The organism is Bradyrhizobium sp. B120, from assembly GCF_049075665.1.
In the GTDB taxonomy this organism is placed as follows: Bacteria; Pseudomonadota; Alphaproteobacteria; order Rhizobiales; family Xanthobacteraceae; genus Bradyrhizobium.
On sequence record NZ_CP185242.1, the window covers coordinates 1,068,972 to 1,086,096 of the forward strand.

16 protein-coding genes and 1 other RNA gene are annotated in these 17,125 nt (G+C 65.4%); 6 read left to right on the plus strand and 11 right to left on the minus strand.

The annotated features are described in order from the left end of the window. Positions 1–8: 8 nt before the first annotated feature. The 8 genes from ACOIX3_RS05055 to tkt all read right to left on the minus strand — a co-directional run bounded on the left by ACOIX3_RS05055 (position 9) and on the right by tkt (position 9,623). Positions 9–803 (minus strand): inositol monophosphatase family protein, encoded by a 795-nt coding sequence (locus ACOIX3_RS05055; RefSeq protein WP_420968692.1) that lies wholly within the window; start codon positions 801–803, stop codon positions 9–11. 218 nt (positions 804–1,021) lie between these two features. Then, complete coding sequence (locus ACOIX3_RS05060) at positions 1,022–2,095, minus strand: tetratricopeptide repeat protein (RefSeq protein ID WP_420968693.1); 1,074 nt, start codon at positions 2,093–2,095, stop codon at positions 1,022–1,024. Positions 2,096–2,102: 7 nt separating this feature from the next. Then, complete coding sequence (locus tag ACOIX3_RS05065; protein WP_420968694.1) at positions 2,103–2,780, minus strand: thiamine phosphate synthase; 678 nt, start codon at positions 2,778–2,780, stop codon at positions 2,103–2,105. Continuing rightward, the gene (locus ACOIX3_RS05070; RefSeq protein ID WP_420968695.1) at positions 2,781–3,806 is read right to left on the minus strand and encodes a class I fructose-bisphosphate aldolase; all 1,026 of its coding nucleotides are present in this window, start codon (positions 3,804–3,806) and stop codon (positions 2,781–2,783) included. It abuts the gene before it with no gap. Positions 3,807–4,008: 202 nt separating this feature from the next. Further along, positions 4,009–5,076, minus strand: coding sequence for a class II fructose-bisphosphate aldolase (gene fba, locus ACOIX3_RS05075; RefSeq protein WP_420968697.1), 1,068 nt, complete (start codon positions 5,074–5,076; stop codon positions 4,009–4,011). A 41-nt stretch (positions 5,077–5,117) separates the two neighbouring features. Further along, a complete protein-coding gene (locus ACOIX3_RS05080; protein WP_420968698.1) occupies positions 5,118–6,314 on the minus strand; it encodes a phosphoglycerate kinase in 1,197 nt (398 codons plus the stop codon). Positions 6,315–6,470: 156 nt separating this feature from the next. Then, positions 6,471–7,478: a type I glyceraldehyde-3-phosphate dehydrogenase gene (gene gap / locus ACOIX3_RS05085; RefSeq protein ID WP_229169958.1), complete on the minus strand. Its 1,008-nt coding sequence runs from the start codon at positions 7,476–7,478 to the stop codon at positions 6,471–6,473. A gap of 162 nt (positions 7,479–7,640) precedes the next feature. Beyond that, positions 7,641–9,623, minus strand: coding sequence for a transketolase (gene tkt, locus ACOIX3_RS05090; RefSeq protein ID WP_420968699.1), 1,983 nt, complete (start codon positions 9,621–9,623; stop codon positions 7,641–7,643). 337 nt (positions 9,624–9,960) lie between these two features. Between tkt and ACOIX3_RS05095 the strand changes: the two genes are divergently transcribed. Beyond that, entirely contained in the window at positions 9,961–10,281 is a 321-nt protein-coding gene (locus ACOIX3_RS05095) for a DUF4164 domain-containing protein (RefSeq protein ID WP_092123643.1), read from the plus strand. After that, positions 10,278–10,661 carry a cell division protein ZapA gene (locus tag ACOIX3_RS05100; protein WP_342724566.1) on the plus strand — a complete coding sequence of 128 codons (384 nt, stop codon included), beginning with the start codon at positions 10,278–10,280 and terminating at the stop codon, positions 10,659–10,661. Before ACOIX3_RS05095 ends, ACOIX3_RS05100 begins: the two co-directional genes overlap by 4 nt. 69 nt (positions 10,662–10,730) lie before the next feature. Here the strand turns inward: ACOIX3_RS05100 and ACOIX3_RS05105 are convergent, their stop codons facing one another. Together ACOIX3_RS05105 and ACOIX3_RS05110 are read right to left on the minus strand one after the other, a co-directional pair. Then, positions 10,731–11,891, minus strand: a complete 1,161-nt coding sequence (locus ACOIX3_RS05105; RefSeq protein ID WP_420968701.1) for an acyl-CoA dehydrogenase family protein — start codon at positions 11,889–11,891, stop codon at positions 10,731–10,733. A gap of 170 nt (positions 11,892–12,061) precedes the next feature. After that, entirely contained in the window at positions 12,062–12,538 is a 477-nt protein-coding gene (locus tag ACOIX3_RS05110; RefSeq protein ID WP_420968702.1) for a PaaI family thioesterase, read from the minus strand. Between the two features lie 126 nt (positions 12,539–12,664). Between ACOIX3_RS05110 and ACOIX3_RS05115 the strand changes: the two genes are divergently transcribed. The 4 genes from ACOIX3_RS05115 to ACOIX3_RS05130 all read left to right on the plus strand — a co-directional run bounded on the left by ACOIX3_RS05115 (position 12,665) and on the right by ACOIX3_RS05130 (position 15,268). Next, positions 12,665–13,294: a TetR/AcrR family transcriptional regulator gene (locus ACOIX3_RS05115; protein ID WP_420968703.1), complete on the plus strand. Its 630-nt coding sequence runs from the start codon at positions 12,665–12,667 to the stop codon at positions 13,292–13,294. A 210-nt stretch (positions 13,295–13,504) separates the two neighbouring features. Continuing rightward, a non-coding RNA gene (gene ssrS / locus ACOIX3_RS05120) (6S RNA) lies at positions 13,505–13,665 on the plus strand. A gap of 197 nt (positions 13,666–13,862) precedes the next feature. Then, positions 13,863–14,441, plus strand: coding sequence for a 5-formyltetrahydrofolate cyclo-ligase (locus ACOIX3_RS05125; protein ID WP_420968704.1), 579 nt, complete (start codon positions 13,863–13,865; stop codon positions 14,439–14,441). Between the two features lie 2 nt (positions 14,442–14,443). Then, the gene (locus ACOIX3_RS05130) at positions 14,444–15,268 is read left to right on the plus strand and encodes a TIGR00282 family metallophosphoesterase (RefSeq protein ID WP_223966788.1); all 825 of its coding nucleotides are present in this window, start codon (positions 14,444–14,446) and stop codon (positions 15,266–15,268) included. Between the two features lie 276 nt (positions 15,269–15,544). Here the strand turns inward: ACOIX3_RS05130 and ACOIX3_RS05135 are convergent, their stop codons facing one another. Further along, entirely contained in the window at positions 15,545–16,969 is a 1,425-nt protein-coding gene (locus tag ACOIX3_RS05135) for a methyl-accepting chemotaxis protein (protein ID WP_420968706.1), read from the minus strand. Positions 16,970–17,125 lie beyond the last annotated feature (156 nt).

The window sequence follows — 17,125 nt, forward strand, 5'->3', positions numbered from 1 at the left end:
CCGTCGCGTCACGGCCCGAGCGGCTTCAGGATCTTGATCAGCTCGCCGTGCACGAACTCGTTGCCGCAGACGACGTGGCCGGTTTGCAGCGGGTCGTCACTGCCCTGGATGCCGGAGACGGTGCCGCCGGCTTCGCGGACCATCAGCAAGCCGGCCGCGACGTCCCAGGACTGCAGATTGCGTTCCCAATAGCCGTCGAGGCGGCCGGCTGCGACGAAGGCGAGGTCGAGCGAGGCGGCGCCGAAGCGGCGGAAGCCCGCGACCTTGTTCTGCAGCGCGGCCATCTCCTGCAGCGCCAGCTGGTGGTTGCCGCGGCCGATATGCGGCAGGCCGCAGGCGACCACGCATTCGTTGAGCTGGCGGCGGCCGGCGACGCGCAGCCGCTGGTCGTTGAGGAACGCGCCCTTGCCGCGCTCGGCGATGTAGAGCTCGTCATTGGCGGGATTGTAGATCACGCCCGCAATGATCGTGTCTTCGCGCTGAAGCCCGATCGAGATCGCGAATTGCGGGATGCCGTGCAGGAAGTTGGTGGTGCCGTCCAGGGGATCGACGATCCAGGTGTGGCTCTTGTCGCCGCCTTCGCGCTTGCCGCCTTCCTCGCCGAGGAACCCGTAGCCGGGCCGGGCCTTTTCGAGGTCGGTGTAGAGCATCTCCTCGGCGCGCTTGTCGGCGAGCGAGACGAAGTTCGCCGGCCCCTTGAGCGACACCTGGAGATGTTCGATCTCGCCGAGGTCGCGCTTGAGGCTGCGGCCGGCGCGGCGCGCGGCCTTGACCATGACATTGATAAGGGCGGAGTAGAGCATGATGAACGGTTTCTTTGCGATTGTGCTGGAGGGCCGGCCAAACGTGGTCCCGTCATCCTGAGGAGCGCGGAACGCGCGTCTCGAAGGATCGACGGCCACCAGCGGGGCCGTGCATCCTTCGAGGCTCGCTTTGCTCGCACCTCAGGATGACGGGGTGAGAGGGAACTGGCCTTGGATTGCCGGACTGGGTGCCCTCTGGAGGCGGTCCCGTCAAGGCGTCATTTGACGTTGTTTCCGATCCATTTTCGCGCGGCTGCCTCGCCCTTGGCGCGGTCTTCCTGGCTCATATCGGCGAGGATGTCGTCGAGATCGGGGTCGCCCTTGCCGGCGGTCTTGGCGACGGTGTGCCATTTCAGCGCCTCGACCTTGTCCACCGGGGCACCGGCGCCGGTCGCCAGCACATGGGCGAGGCGGTTTTGCGCGATCGCGCTGTTCTGCCGGGCCGCCTTGCGCAGCAGCGCCACCGCCGCCGGCACGTTCCGCGGCGTACCGGCGCCGTTGTAGAGCGCGATGGCATATTCGACCTCGGCATCGACATTGTCGGCCAGCGAGGCGGCCTGCAGCAGCCGGGCCGCCTTTTCGAGGTCCTTCGGCACGCCGGTGCCTTCCTTGTAGAAGGTCGCGAGCGCGTATTGCGCCTCGGGGCTGCCGGCGTCGGCGGCCATCCGCAACAGCTCGGCGGAGCGCTTGAGGTCCTGCGGCAGGGTCTGGCCGTCGAGATAGAGCAGCGCGAGGTTATAGGCCGCCTTCGGCTCACCGAGCTTGGCCGACGAGGCCAGCAGCTTGACCGCGGAATCCTTGTCTACCGTGCCGCCACGGCCAGCGATCCGCATCATCGCGAGTGCGAACATCGCCTCACGGTCGCCGGCGTCGGATGCGCGCTTGTACCAATCGTCCGCCTTGACGTAGTCGCGCTTGACGCCGAGCCCGTTGGCATAGAGCTCGCCCAGCATCGTCATTGCCTTGGCATCGTTGCTGTTCTGGGCGCGCACCAGCGCCAGATCGAATGCGGTCTTGTACATGCCGCGCTGATAGGCGCCATAGACGAGATCGACATTGGGATCGTCAGGCGTCGGGGTCGGCGAGGGCGTCGGGGTGGCCGTTGGTGTGGCGGCGGGCTTCGGCGCGGGCTTCTTCGCGGCGGGCGCATGCACCTTCGGCTTCTCTTTCGGCGCCTCCTTCTTCGCGGGCGGCGGCGTCTGTGCCGGCGGCGTGATCGAGAGCTGCGCCATCGCACCGCTCGCCAGCATCATGCAGCCGAGCGCAACACCTATCTGACGCAGGCGGTTCATTCCGGCGTCATCCCTCGGCCTTGGCCTGGCCTAACGTGCCGGCATGCGCCTGCGCAATCGCTGCGCCGATCTCGGCGAGTGCGGCCTTGGCGCCGCGCGGGTCGGACCAGATGAAATCTCCGACCAGCACGAAATCCGCGCCGGCCGCGGCGAACGCCTCGGCCTCCTCGCGCGAGGTCGCAAAGCCGACGCAGGGCGGCTCGAACAATTCGTCCCACCATTCCAGACGCTCGGCGATCGCCTCAAGCGAGGGCCGCTGTCCGTTGGCGTCGGGCTCGCCGAACAGCACATAATCGGCACCGGCTTCGCCCGCGGCCATGGAATCGTGACGCGTCGCGAGCCCGCCGACGCCTGCGATGCGGTCGGGCTTCAGCGCAGGCAGCGCCTCTTCCATCGCGGCGAGGCCGGTCAGATGCGCGCCGTCGGCGCCGGCGCGGGCCACGATGTCGGGATGGCCGTCGATCAGCAGCGCCGCACCCGCGTTCTGGATCGCAGGCGCCAGCGCCTTGATGGTGGAGATCATGCTGCGCGGATCGGTCTCGCGCAGCCGCACCAAGACGGCCGCGACGTCGGCCGCGGCGAGCAGGTCGGCAAGCTCGGCCGCAAGCTGCAACGGCTCGTCGACCGGTGGGGTTGCCAGATAGAGGCGCGGCGCCGGCCGCGGCGGAACGGGCTTGGTGGCCAACTATGCCGCCTGTTTCTCGAGGCGGGCTTCCCAATTGCCGGTGCTCGCCAGCCCGTTCATCCGGGCGCGATGCGAGAAGGCACGCTGGCCCGCCGGGACGTTGTCGGGCTTGCCGGACCACGCCTTCTGCGGCGCGGCCTGCAGCGCACGGCCATAGGAGAAGGTCAGCCGCCAGGGCAAATGGCCGATCTTGTTCATGGCGTCGAGATGCGCGGTCGCCTCCTCGTCGCCCTGTCCGCCGGAGAGGAAGGCGATGCCGGGCACCGCGGCCGGCACGCAGCTCTTGAGCAGACGGATGGTCTTCTCGGCGACTTCCTGCACCGACGCCTGCTTCGGGCATTTCTTGCCCGAGATCACCATGTTGGGCTTCAGGATCATGCCTTCGAGCGCGACGCGCTGCACCCGCAATTCCTGGAAGGTGCGGTTCAGCACGCGCTGCGTCACCTCATAGCAGCGGTCGATGTCGTGATCGCCGTCCATCAGCACCTCGGGCTCGACGATCGGGACGATCTGCGCGGCCTGGCACAGCGCCGCGTAGCGCGCCAGCGCGTGCGCATTGACGCGGACCGCGGTCTGGGTCGGGATTCGCGGCCCGATATCGATCACGGCGCGCCACTTCGCAAAGCGCGCACCGCGGTCGTAGTATTTCTTCAGGCGCTCGGCGAGCTTGTCGAGACCGACGGTGACGAGTTCACCCGGGCAGTTCGGCAGCGCCTGGGTGCCCTCGTCGACCTTGATGCCGGGAATGCTGCCAGCCTGCTCGATCAGCTTGACCAGCGGCGTGCCGTCCTTGGCATTCTGCCAGATCGTCTCGTCGTACAGGATGACGCCGGAGATGTACTTGCTCATCGCCTCCTGCGAGCGGAACAGCATCTCGCGATAGTCGCGGCGACTATCTTCGGTCGAATCGACCTTGATGGCGTCGAAACGCTTCTTGATGGTGCCGGAGGATTCGTCGGCGGCGAGGATGCCCTTGCCCGGGGTGACCATGGCGAGCGCAATTTTGTTGAGGTCAGCGAGGTTCATCGGGGGCGTCCTCCGGAGCCATTGCCTTTGCAAACCAAAATAGGCGGTTCTCGGGCAAATGCCTAGAAAACGTTCGTCGCGGCCGATGTTTGTGGCGGCCGGCGATCAAGCCCCGGGACACCGTTTCCGACTGCGTCAGAACCGGTGTCCCGCCTTAATGATTCAGGCGAGAAGTTGTCAGGCGATCTCTCAGGCAACCTTGTCAGGCGACTTTGGGATCGAGCGCGCCCGAAGCGTAGCGCTTGGCCATTTCCGCGGTGGTCAGCACCTTCTTGATCTTGCTGGCTTGGCCGGCGGTGTTGAACTCCTGCAGGCGCTGCTTGCACAGCCTGGTCATCGCCTCCATCGCAGGCTTCAGGTACTTGCGCGGATCGAACTCTTCCGGATTGTCCTTCAGCACCTTGCGGATCTGGCCGGTCATCGCCATCCGGTTGTCGGTGTCGATGTTGATCTTGCGCACGCCGTTCTTGATGCCGCGCTGGATCTCGGCGACCGGCACGCCCCAGGTCGGCTTCATCTTGCCGCCATTGGCGTTGATGATCTCCTGCAGATCCTGCGGCACCGACGAGGAGCCGTGCATCACGAGATGCGTGTTCGGCAGCTTGCGATGGATTTCCTCGATCACGTTCATGGCGAGGATGTCGCCGTCGGGCTTGCGGGTGAATTTGTAGGCGCCGTGCGAGGTGCCCATCGCGATCGCCAGCGCATCGACCTTGGTTTCCTTGACGAACTTCACGGCCTCGTCCGGATTGGTCAGAAGCTGGTCATGCGACAGCTTGCCCTCGGCGCCGTGGCCGTCTTCCTTGTCGCCCATGCCGGTCTCGAGCGAGCCGAGCACGCCGAGCTCGCCTTCCACCGAGATGCCGCCGAGATGGGCCATGCCCGTCACGGTCCGGGTGACGCCGACATTGTAGTCCCAGTCGCCGGGGGTCTTGCCGTCGGCCTTGAGCGAGCCGTCCATCATGACCGAGGTGAAGCCGGCCTGGATCGCCGTCATGCAGGTGGCGGGCTCGTTGCCGTGGTCGAGATGCACGCAGACCGGGATCTGCGGATAGATCTCGGTGACGGCGTCCATCATGTGCTTGAGCATGACGTCGTTGGCGTAGGACCGCGCACCGCGCGAGGCCTGGATGATGACGGGCGCGTCGACCTCGGAGGCCGCGACCATGATCGCCAGCGCCTGCTCCATGTTGTTGATGTTGAAGGCAGGTACGCCGTAATCATGCTCGGCCGCGTGATCGAGCAGTTGCCGCAATGTTATGCGAGCCATTCCATTTCTCCCTGTAAGCGCGTTCGCGGATCTGAACTAAATCAACGGTTTTTCAACACTTCGACGCCCGGCAGCGGCTTGCCTTCCATCCATTCAAGAAACGCGCCGCCCGCGGTCGAGACGTAGGAAAAATCGCCGGCGACGCCCGCCTGGTTGAGCGCCGCGACGGTATCGCCGCCGCCGGCGACCGAGACCAGCTTTTTGGCCCGCGTGCGCTCGGCGGCATGCTTGGCCGACACCACGGTGCCGCGGTCGAACGGCGTCAATTCGAAGGCGCCGAGCGGCCCGTTCCAGACCAGCGTCGCGGCATCGTCGATCGCGGCATGGATCCGCGCGATCGATTGCGGGCCGACGTCGAGGATCATGCCGTCGGCCGGGATCGCGTCGAGGCCATAGGCATGCGACGGCGCGTTGGCGGCGAACTGGTTGGCGACGACAGCATCGACCGGCAGGATGATCGCGCAATTGGCGGCGTTGGCCTTCTCCATGATCCGCAGCGCAGTCGGAGCGAGGTCCTTCTCGGCGAGCGACTTGCCGACGGCGATGCCCTGCGCGTGCAGGAAGGTGTTGGCCATGCCGCCGCCGATCACCAGCGCATCGACCTTGTTCACGAGGTTTTCCAACAGGTCGATCTTGGTCGAGACCTTGGCGCCGCCGATGATCGCGATCACGGGCTTGGTCGGGGCTTCCAGCGCCTTGCCGAGCGCGTCGAGCTCGGCCTGCATGGTGCGGCCGGCATAGGCCGGCAGCTTGTGGCCGAGCCCTTCGGTCGAGGCGTGGGCGCGATGCGCGGCGGAGAAGGCGTCGTTGACCCAGATGTCGCCGAGTTTTGCCAGCTCTGCGACGAAGCCGGCGTCGTTCTTTTCCTCTTCCTTGTGGAAGCGGGTGTTCTCGAGACAGAGGATGTCGCCGTCCTTGAGGGCCGCAACCGCCTTGGCCGCAGGCTCGCCGATGCAATCCTCGGCGAAGGCGACCGGGCGCTTGATCACCTTGGACAGCGCTTCAGCGACCGGCTTCAGCGACTCCTTCGGATCGCGGCCCTTGGGCCGGCCGAAATGGGCGAGCAGGATCACCTTGCCGCCCTTGTCGGAAATTTCGGTGATGGTGGGAGCAACGCGCTCGAGCCGGGTGGCGTCGGTGACGCGGCCGCCTTCCATGGGAACGTTGAGGTCGACGCGCAGCAGCACGCGCTTGCCCTTCACGTTGACGTCGTCGAGGGTGCGGAACGATTTGGTCATTGGCGTTTCCTGTACGGCGTTTCCTGTGCGACCGGACACAGCCGTCCGACGGACGGCGTCGCTTTCGCTTGCCGATGTCGCGGCCGTTGAGGTCGCGAATGCGGGGGCAAACACGCAGATGCCCGGCGCTCGGCCGGGCATCACGGTGGTCTATTTTCAGATCAGCTTGCCGATCGCGACGGCGGTGTCCGCCATGCGGTTCGAGAAGCCCCACTCATTGTCGTACCAGGCCATCACGCGCACCAGCGTGCCGTTCTGCACCTTGGTCTGGTCCATGTGGAAGGTGGCCGAGTGCGGATCATGGTTGAAATCGATCGAGACGTTCGGCGCGGTGGTAAAGCCGAGGATGCCCTTGAGCTGCTGCTCGGAGGCGCGCTTCATCGCCTCGTTGATTTCCTTGGCGTCGGTTGAGCGCTTGGCGACGATCTTCAGATCGATCACCGAGACGTTCGGGGTCGGCACGCGGATCGAGACGCCGTCGAGCTTGCCCTTCAGTTCCGGCAGCACCAGGCCGATGGCTTTCGCAGCACCGGTCGAGGTCGGGATCATCGACATCGCCGCGGCGCGGCCGCGATAGAGATCCTTGTGCAGGGTGTCGAGCGTCGGCTGGTCGCCGGTATAGGCGTGGATCGTGGTCATGAAGCCGGTCTCGATGCCGACGGTCTCGTTCAGCACCTTGGCAACCGGCGCGAGGCAGTTGGTGGTGCAGGAGCCGTTGGAGATGACGAGCTGATCCTTGTTCAGCGTGTCATGGTTGACGCCGTAGACGATCGTCGCGTCGGCACCGTCGGCGGGCGCCGAGACCAGCACGCGCTTGGCGCCGGCGGTGAGGTGCGCAGAAGCCTTGTCCTTGGCGGTGAAGATGCCGGTGCATTCCAGCGCGATGTCGACGCCGAGGGCCTTCCACGGCAGCTTGGAGGGATCGCGCTCGGCCGAGACCTTGATCTTGTTGTCGCCGACGCTGATCGAGTCGCCGTCGACGGTCACGGTGCCCGGAAAGCGGCCATGCACGGAATCGAAGCGCAGCAGGTGCGCGTTGGTCTCGACCGGGCCGAGGTCGTTGATGCCGACCACCTCGATGTCCTTGCGGCCGGACTCGGCGATGGCGCGCAACACATTGCGGCCGATACGCCCAAACCCGTTGATCGCGACGCGGATTGCCATGCTGTGTCTCCTCTAAAAGCTACTGCCGGCCCCGCGGGAGGTGTCCCACGAGGGTTTTACGGCGGAACGCCCGGTTCAGCCGGACGCGAGCGGAAAAGATGGAGCTTTGGTAATCCTTTTTCGCGGCAAGCTCAACCTTTGACCGGCGGTGTCAGGCCAGCGTCAGACGCGCTTCAGGGCAGCGTTAACGACGGCCTCCGCAGTAATGCCGAAGTGCGGGAAAAGGTCCTTCGCCGGGGCGCTGGCGCCGAAACCGTGCATGCCGACGAATTCGCCATCGCGGCCGATCACGGCATCCCAGCCCCAGCGCACCGCAGCCTCGATCGCGATCTTGACCGGGGCGTTGCCGATCACGGCATTTTGCCGCTCGGCGGGCTGCGCCAGCAGCAATTCGAGCGACGGGACGGAGACGACCCGCGTCGCGATGCCGCGCCCGGCGAGCTGCTTCTGCGCCTCGACCGCGATCTGGACCTCGGAACCGGAGGCGAACAATGACACTTTTGCGTCACCCTGCGCCGCGACCAGCTCGTAGGCGCCGTGGCTGCACGGGTTGTCGTTCGGCGCCGTGGTGCGGAGCTGCGGCAGGTTCTGGCGGGTCAGCGCCAGCACGGTCGGCCCGTCGATCCGGTTGAGCGCCAGTTCCCAGCACTCGGCGGTCTCAACCGCGTCGCAGGGACGGAACACGCGCATGTTGGGCATCGCGCGCAGCGCGGAGAGATGCTCGACCGGCTGGTGCGTCGGGCCGTCCTCGCCAAGACCGATCGAGTCATGGGTCATGACATAGACCACGCCGGTGCCCATCAGCGCCGACAGCCGCATCGCACCGCGCGCATAGTCGGTGAACACCAAGAAGGTGGCGCCGTTCGGCGCGAAGCCGCCATGCAGGAAGATGCCGTTGAGGCACGCCGCCATGCCGTGCTCGCGGATGCCGTAATGGATGAAGCGGCCCTTCGGCGTCTTGGCGGCGAACCCGACCGCCGACTTCGCCTTGTTGTTGTTGGAGCCGGTGAGGTCGGCGGAGCCGGCCACGAATTCCATCGGCATCGCGGCGGCGATCACCTCGATCGCGGCTTCCGACGATTTGCGGGTCGCAACGTTGAGCGGATTTTCCAGCAGGCCCTTCTTGAAGGCGCGCAGCCCCTTGGCGAGCGACTGCGGCCGCTCGTGACGCAGGCGGCGCTCGAACTCGGCGCGCTTGCGGTTGCCGAGCTGCGCGAACTGCTCGTCCCAGGCCTTGTGTTCGGCGGCGCCGCGGGCACCCGCCTCGCGCCAGGCCTTCAGCACGTCGTCGGGCACCGAGAACGGCTCGAGCGAAATGCCGAGCTTCTCCTTGGCACCCTTGAGCTCGGCGGCGCCGAGCGCCTCGCCATGCGCCTTGGCGGTGCCGGCCCTGGTCGGCGCGCCGAAGCCGATCGTGGTTTTGCAGGCGATCATCGAAGGCTTGCTGGATTTCTGCGCGCGGGTGATCGCAGCGGCAATCGCCTGCGGATCATGGCCGTCGATCAATTCGGCGGCCCAGCCGGCGGACTTGAAGCGCTTCACCTGGTCGACGGAATCGGAGATCGAGGTCGGACCGTCGATCGAGATGCCGTTGTCGTCGTACAGCACGATCATCTTGTTGAGGCGCCAGTGACCGGCCAGCGCGATCGCTTCCTGCGAGATGCCTTCCATCAGGTCGCCGTCGGAGGCGAGCACATAGGTGTGGTGGCTGACGATCTTCTTGCCGAACTCTGCGGCGAGCATCTTCTCGGCGAGCGCCATGCCGACCGCGGTGGCAATGCCCTGACCGAGCGGGCCGGTGGTGGTCTCGATGCCCTTGGTGTGGAAATTCTCCGGGTGTCCCGGCGTCAGCGATCCGAGCTGGCGGAAATGCTTGAGCTGGTCGAGCGTCATGTCCTTGTTGCCGGTGAGGTACAGCAACGCATAGAGCAGCATCGAGCCATGGCCGGCCGACAGCACGAAGCGGTCGCGATCGGGCCACGCGGTGTCGGCGGCATCGAATTTCAGGAATTTTGTGAACAGGACGGTCGCGATGTCGGCGGCGCCCATCGGCAGGCCGGGATGGCCGGAATTCGCCTTCTCGACGGCGTCCATGGCAAGGCCACGGATCGCATTGGCCATACGGGTGTGATCGACCTGCGTCATGATGAAAAGTCCGCCTGAAATGAGGAGCTGATTGCTGGACGCATCGGGGCGGGCAGCCGCGATACGCGCGTGGATGGCCTTACGGGTTGGAGGGTGGATTAGCACCTCAATTCCGCAAGTCCAAGGCGATGAAACGCCCCAAAACGGGGAAAAGTTGCTCAAAATGGCCCAATTTCATTGAACGGTGCATAGTTTGGCGCCGCCGTTGCGCTCGGCTCGCTTGCCACGTAAATTTCGTCCGCTAACCGCTTGCCGAACCGCCAGTTTTGCCGTGCGGCAGGCCTGTTTCCACCAGGCTACCCCAGCTAGCCAATTTGAAGGGTCCGCACCGCGTGTCATGAGTGATCGTCTCGCCAACGGCTCTGGCAATACCGAGGCACCGCTCGCCGATATCGATGCTGCGACAAGGCGGCTGATGGCAGCGCTCGACGCGCTGGAGAGCTCGGTGGAGCGGCGCCGCGAGGCCGACCGCGACGAAAACGAATTGGCGAGCCGGATCCAGGCGCTCGGCGCCGATCGCTCCAGGCTTGCCGACGAGCTCGACGGATCGCTGGTGAAGACGCGCAAGCTCGAGCGCGTCAATCGCGACATCGCGGAAAAGCTCGACGCGGCGATCGGCACCATTCGCGCCGTGCTCGAGGGCGGAGAAGGCAGATGAGCCACATCAACGTCACCATCAATGGCCGGCAATACCGGATGGCCTGCGAGGAGGGCCAGGAGGTGCGGCTCCTGAAGCTCGCGGAAAATCTCCAGCAGCGCGTCGAATCGCTGCGCGGCAAGTTCGGCGAGATCGGCGATGCGCGGCTCACCGTGATGGCGGCGCTCACCGCCTGCGACGAACTGGTCGATGCGGGCGCACGCATCCGCAGCCTCGAGGAAGAGGTCGAGCAGCTACGCAATGCTCGCGTCGCCGCCACCGACCGCGCCCGCGCGACCCAGACCGCGGTCTCCAATGCGCTCAACGCCGCTGCGGAGCGGATCGAGCGCACCACGCAGGTGCTCAACCGCACCATCGGCGGCGGCATCGCGATCGGCTGAAATTCGCGGCAGCTTCACCTGCGGGGAGGACAGGCCGGACTGAAATGATCGGACGCCGCCGGATGCGATCTATTTGCCCGCATCTGCCAACAGGCTGCGGGCGATGATCAGTTTCTGGATCTCGCTCGTTCCATCGAAGATCCGGAAAGCACGAACGTGGCGATAGAGCCGTTCAACGACTTCACCCTTGGTGACCCCCATTCCACCGAAAATCTGAACGGCGCTGTCGATGATTCGATGGGCAGCTTCCGATGCGTAAAGCTTGGCCATTGACGACTCGCTGCCGCTGCCGCCCCCGGTGTCCGCGTTCCACGCGGCGCGATAGACGAGCAACGTGGCGGCATCCAGGTCCGTGGCCATCTCCGCAAGCTTCGCCTGGATCAACTGATGTTCGGCAATCGGCTTGTTGAAGGCCCGGCGTGACAGGCTTCGGCGCACCGCCTCGTCGAGTGCCCGGCGAGCGAAGCCGACCGCTGCTGCGCCGACCGTCGGCCTGAAGATCTCGAGCGAACGGAGGGCGGTCCGCAATCCTGCGCCGGCCCCGCCGATCAAGCGACTAGCCGGAACACGACATTCTTCGAGGCGCCACGTGCCGACAGTATGCGGCGACAGCACCTCCAGGCGCCGTTCGAAGACAAGGCCGCCGTCCGCCGGCTCGACGGCGAATGCTGCTATGCCACTTCTGCCCTGCTCCCCATCCAGGCGTGAAAAGACGATGTAAAGGTCGGCGAGCCCGCAATTTGACGTCCAGGTCTTTCGACCGTTGATAACGAAGTGGCTACCCTCCCTCCGTGCGGATGTGGTGATCGCCTGAATGTCCGATCCTGCATCGGGTTCGGAGAGTGCGAATGCAGGTAGCATCGAACCGGCCAAATAGCCGGGAAGATACTTCCGTCTCAGCTCGGCTGAGCCGCCGACTATCAACGGCAGTGCACCGAGCCATGGTTCAGACAACGCAACATCGGCGATCGCCGAAGACTGCCCGCAGATTTCCCGCAGCAGGCATACAGCGCGAAGGTCGAGCGCCATCCCGTGTTCGTCGGATGCGGAGGTCGACCGCAGCCAGCCATCGCGTCCCAGCGCCTCGAAAATCAGGCGTGCCGCCCGTCCATCGCCACCCTCATCAGCTTCATGGGGTGTCAGATTGACATTGGCCCAGTCCGCAAACCTCGTCGCGAGCTCGGAATGACGTGCCTCAAACAGAGGCCAGTGCAGATGTGAAGTTGCCAAGATCGTCGCCTCGCTGCGAGCCTCGGTCCGCACATCGTCCGCCGGACCGCACGAGTGGCGCATGGCGCGCTAAAGCATGATCCGGAATAGTGTGAAGCGGTTTTCCGAAAAGATCATGCTCAAACAAGAAGCTAAAGCGCGATGACGATTCAATCTGATCTCATTACGCTTTAGCGCTCCGGCCGCACCGCGACCCGATATGTCGACGTGATATGGGCGCAAGGGTCTGGCTCGCCGTCGGACGTCAGCCAGCATTCGAGATAATGCAGGCGGCGGCCGCGGCGCACGATGCGCGCCTCCGCGATCAGATCCGAATCCCTGGCTGGCCGCAGGAAGGTGATGTTGAAGGCTGCCATCACCGGGATGACGTTTGCTCCGAGGGCCGCCAGGACGCAGCCGTACATCGTGGTGTCGGCAAGGCCCATCACCATCGGTCCCGAAAACACGCCGCCGCTGCCGTCTTGCCACAACTCGGCTCCCATGAACGCCTGCCGATACGGAAGCCGGACGCGGATCGCGTTCGGTCCGACGTTCTCGACGATTTCGCCGTGGTGATCGATGCTCGGCAGGTTTCGGATGATCGCCCGCCGCACTTGCTCGGCATCCAGCAGAGGCTCAATGGAGCGTGCCGTATCGTGTTCACGCATGGTGCTCTCCGGGAGAGGTTCTGAATTGCGTCTGGCGTCGGAAGTCCTTGGGGCCGCGGCGCCTTGCCCAAGCGAAATAACAGTGTTATCTACTGGAAACGATGTTACAGAATTGGCAAGGAGTCAATGTCTGCCGCTGCGCAAACCTATCAGGAGACCCTCGACCTTCATCGGCGTCGCGTGATCGTTGACGCCGCGCGTCGTGTGTTTGAGGCCAGCGGCCTCGAAGGTGCGTCGATCAGGGCGATCGCGCAAATGGCCGGGTGCACGACAGGCGCGATCTACCCGCTGTTTCGATCGAAGGAGGAAGTATTCGCGGCGGTGCTGGGTGAATCGCTGTCGGCAGTCACTGAAGAAGTCAGGGCAGCGATGGACGGCATCGCTGTTCCCGCGAAATCCCTTCGACGCGGGACCCTCGCGATAAACAAGTACTACGACGCGCATCCGTCCGAGCTGACGCTGTCGCTCTTGCTGTTCAATGGGGACCGCAAGAAGAAGCTCGGGTCCGGATTGGATGAGGCCCTCAAGCGGCAACTGGACGTTCTGCTCGCTCTGCTCGCGGAGCAGGTCCGCAAGGCCACGGCGAAGCCGTTTCTGCCGATGGTCCGCATCGAGGCCACCGCGCTTATCACGCATCTGGTCGGGTTGCTGGTGCTCAAGCACGGGGGAAGGATCGACGTGCTCGGCAACAACGCGCCGGTTCTGCTGGCGCACTACACCAAGAACATGGTGGCGCGGCTGGGCGGCAGAGGCTGATTGAAGGGCCAGCTCGGGCGGCGGGATCGGCTTGGGGTCGCCCGCTCCGACTGGCGCCGCGACGGACCGCACGCCAGGCACCGGATGTTTTGCACTCCGCCGGAAGCCGAGCACGGCGCCGGCGCCCGATTTGCGGAAGTCCGCCCCTTGTTTGCGGAAGTCCGCCCCTTGCCGCTGGCGGAACCGCAACTTCGTCGCTACATTGGCCCTGCGAAGCTGCGTCGTGCGTCAGGAGCCATATATCCCCGGGGCCTTATCGATCCTTTAGGGAACTGTCCCTGGCCGGGTCCGTGGACCCGGACATATGGTGCCCACCTACTTTCGTAGGGAACTCCGGGATCGAGCGCTCCAACGGCCTCTGCGGCTTCGCACTGATTTTTGCTGTTGCCTTGTCGTCGCGCTGCGGCGGTTTGATTAGCAGTTTCCCGCAATGGGTCTCGTCATCGGCTCGCCCGCTGGCAGGCTCTCGCGGGATGTCCAGTGCGCCGCGGCCTGGTCAAACGAATGCTAGCGTTTCTGAGTGCCGGCTCGTTCGCGTTTTGCGGACGATGACAGCGGAAGATGGATCATGCACGCAGCTCCATCGAAGGCCGAGCTTCGGGCGCTTGCTCTCGCCAAGCGCGACGCGCTGAGCGATGAGCAGCGTGCGACCGCCGCCGAAGCGCTCGCCAAGCGCGGCGCGCCGTTCGAGATCACGCAGGGCATGATCATCTCGGGCTATGCGCCGATCCGCAGCGAACTCGATCCGGCACCGCTGATGAAGAAGCTTGCCGAAAAGGGGGCGCGGCTTGCGCTGCCCTGCATCAATGCGCGCGGCCAGTCGCTGACCTTCCGCAGCTGGTCGCCGCAGGACCGGCTGATGCTCGGGCCGCTCGGCATTCCCGAGCCGTCGCCGGCCGCCGCCGAGGTGCATCCCGACGTGATGCTGGTGCCGCTCGCGGCATTCGACAAGCTTGGCCACCGGATCGGCTATGGTGCCGGCTATTACGACTATACCTTTGCGCATCTGCGCAAGGCCAAGCATGTGATCGGGGTGGGGGTCGCCTTTGCTGCACAGGAAACCAAGGCGATTCCGGCGCTGTCGCACGACGTCCCGCTCGATTATGTGCTAACGGAGCGCAAGACGTTCGATTTCCGGAGTAGCTAGCCTTGCGTATTCTGTTCGTTGGTGACGTCGTCGGCAGGACCGGCCGCACCGCCATCTCAGACCATCTTCCCGGCATGATCAAAGACTGGTCGCTCGATCTCGTCGTCGTCAACGGCGAGAACGCCGCCGGCGGCTTCGGCATCACCGAGGCGATTTACCAGGAGCTGCTCGATGCCGGCGCCGATGCGATCACGCTCGGCAACCACGCCTGGAATCAGAAGGAGGCGCTGGTCTTCATCGAGCGCGCGCCGCGCCTGATCCGGCCGCTGAATTTCCCGCGCCATTCGCCGGGCCGCGGCGCCACGCTGGTCGACACCAAGAGCGGCAAGCGCGCGCTGATCATCAACGCGATCGGCCGCGTCTTCATGGAGCCGTCATCGAACGATCCGTTCAGCGCGATCGAGCGCGAGCTCGAGGCTTGCCCGTTGCGCGAGGGCTGCGACGCCATCGTGCTGGATTTCCATGCCGAGGCGACCTCCGAGAAGCAGGGCGTCGGCTTCTTCTGCGACGGCCGCGTCAGCCTCGTGGTCGGGACCCACACCCATGTGCCGACCGCAGACCACCAGGTGCTGCCCGGTGGCACCGCCTATATGAGCGATGCCGGCATGACCGGCGACTATGATTCGGTGATCGGCATGCAGAAGGAGGAGCCGCTGCAGCGTTTCCTCACCGGCATTCCCTCCGGCCGTTTCGAGCCGGCCGGCGGCGTTGCGACGCTGAGCGGCGTCGCGGTCGAGACCGACGATGCGACCGGGCTCGCGGTCAAGGTCGCGCCGGTGCGCGCCGGCGGGCGGCTCGAGCCCGCGGTGCCGCCGTTCTGGACCTAGCGCCCGTAGCCCGGATGGAGCCAACGGGTCGCGCGAACGCGCGCCCGATGACAGGCTCCGCGAAATCCGGGGTCCCTCGCGAGTTGAGAGGCTGTACCCGGATTGCGCTTCGCTCCATCCGGGCTATGGGGCTATTTCGGAATAATGGAAAAATACTTTTGAGTTGCCCGACGTGTCAAGTGCAGTGCCGGGCGCGCCGGCAGCGGCCGGCTACTTTGCATGGGGTTGTTTTCAATATTTTGGCAGTTCACCCCGCCGTCCGGGCGAGGGGCTGGCCTAGCTCTGCCGAAAACCCATCCGGAAGGCGCCCCAGTGGCGGCCGTTCACGACGATCGGCGACGAGACGTCCTTCATCAGCACGAAATTGCCGCCGCCCATGTCGCGGCGATAGGTCTGCAACAGGAACGGCTTGGTATTGGCCGCGACCTTGCTCACCGCGCGATCGTTGAACAGCCGGCGGTTGCGGCAATTGGCGTTATTCCACACCGGGTCCGGTCCCTGCGGCAGCCGGTAGTTCGGATTGTGGGTCGGCAGATAGCCGCTGCGCGCCCAGGCGACGCAGAACACGATGCGCGGATCGGTCTTCTGGATCGGGTCCTGGATCGCGGGCAGCACGCGGTCGGTGAAGCTGACATAGTCGGTGAGATACTGCTTCGGATTGGTGCCCGCGATCTCGCGATAATTCTCGTCCATCAACTGCGCGAGCGTGATCTCGCCGCGCGCGATCGCATGCTCGAACAGCTCTGAGATCTGTTTCGCTGTGTCGATCACGACGCGGATCAGCGGCGCATCGCTGGTCTCGACGCCGCTATCGGCGATGGTCACGATCAGGCTCTCGGACAGCTCGAGCAGCTTCGCGACGCGGCCGTCGGCGTGCTTGAGGTCGCGCGAGGAGAGGTCGACGCCCTTGGCGAGCTCGTTCAGCTCCGCGATCACGGTGTCGCAATGACCGAGATTGGAGGTCGCGGCGCGCGCCACGCTGCCGATCTCGGCGCCGACCGATGAGAAGCCCTCCTGCACGCGCATGATGATGCCTGAGATCTGCCGGGCGCCTTCGCCGGCGCTCTTGGCGCGCAGCGAGGCGTCGCTGCTCTCGCCGATCAGGCTGCCGATCTGGCCGTCGAGGTCGCGCACGGTGTCGGAAATCTGATGGGTCGCCTGGCGGGTCGCCTCGGCAAGGTTCTTCACCTCGCTTGCGACCACGGCAAAGCCGCGGCCGGCGTTGCCGGCGCGCGCGGCCTCGATCGTGGCGTTGAGCGCGAGCAGGTTGGTCTGCTTGGCGATCGCCTCGATCGAACCGGAGACCTTGGCGACCTGGCTCAGCGCGGTGCCGACCGCAGCGAGCCGCGCCTCGATCCGTCCGACCGCCGCGACGAGCTCTGCGATATGGCTCACCGCCGTCTCGACCGCGTTGCGCGATTCCGCGATCTGGCCGACCGCCGCGGATGCGGTCGTTTGCACCGCCTGGGATGCATTGGCGATGTCGTGATTGGCCGAGACCATGATCTCGGCGGTCTCCTGCAAATGATGGAACCGCTCCGACTGGCTCGAGACGCGGTTCGCGACCTCCTGGACGTTGCCGGCGATGTCGGCGAGCTCGACCCCGAGGCCACCAATGCGGTCGGCGAGCTGGTCGACCAGCCGTTCGGCCAGCGTCCGGTCTGATGACGTATCCAGCACTGCAAGCTGCGCCGCCGACATATCGCGTTTCCTCCGTTACAGCAGCCCGTCGCGCCGCCGCAGCATTCCCCATTCCGATCTAAAGCGTGATTCGCTCAGACGGTCTTGCCTGAGCGTGCACTGCGTAGCTCGGACTGCAGCGCAGTGCGTGTCGTCGCGTAGCCCGGATGGAGCGAA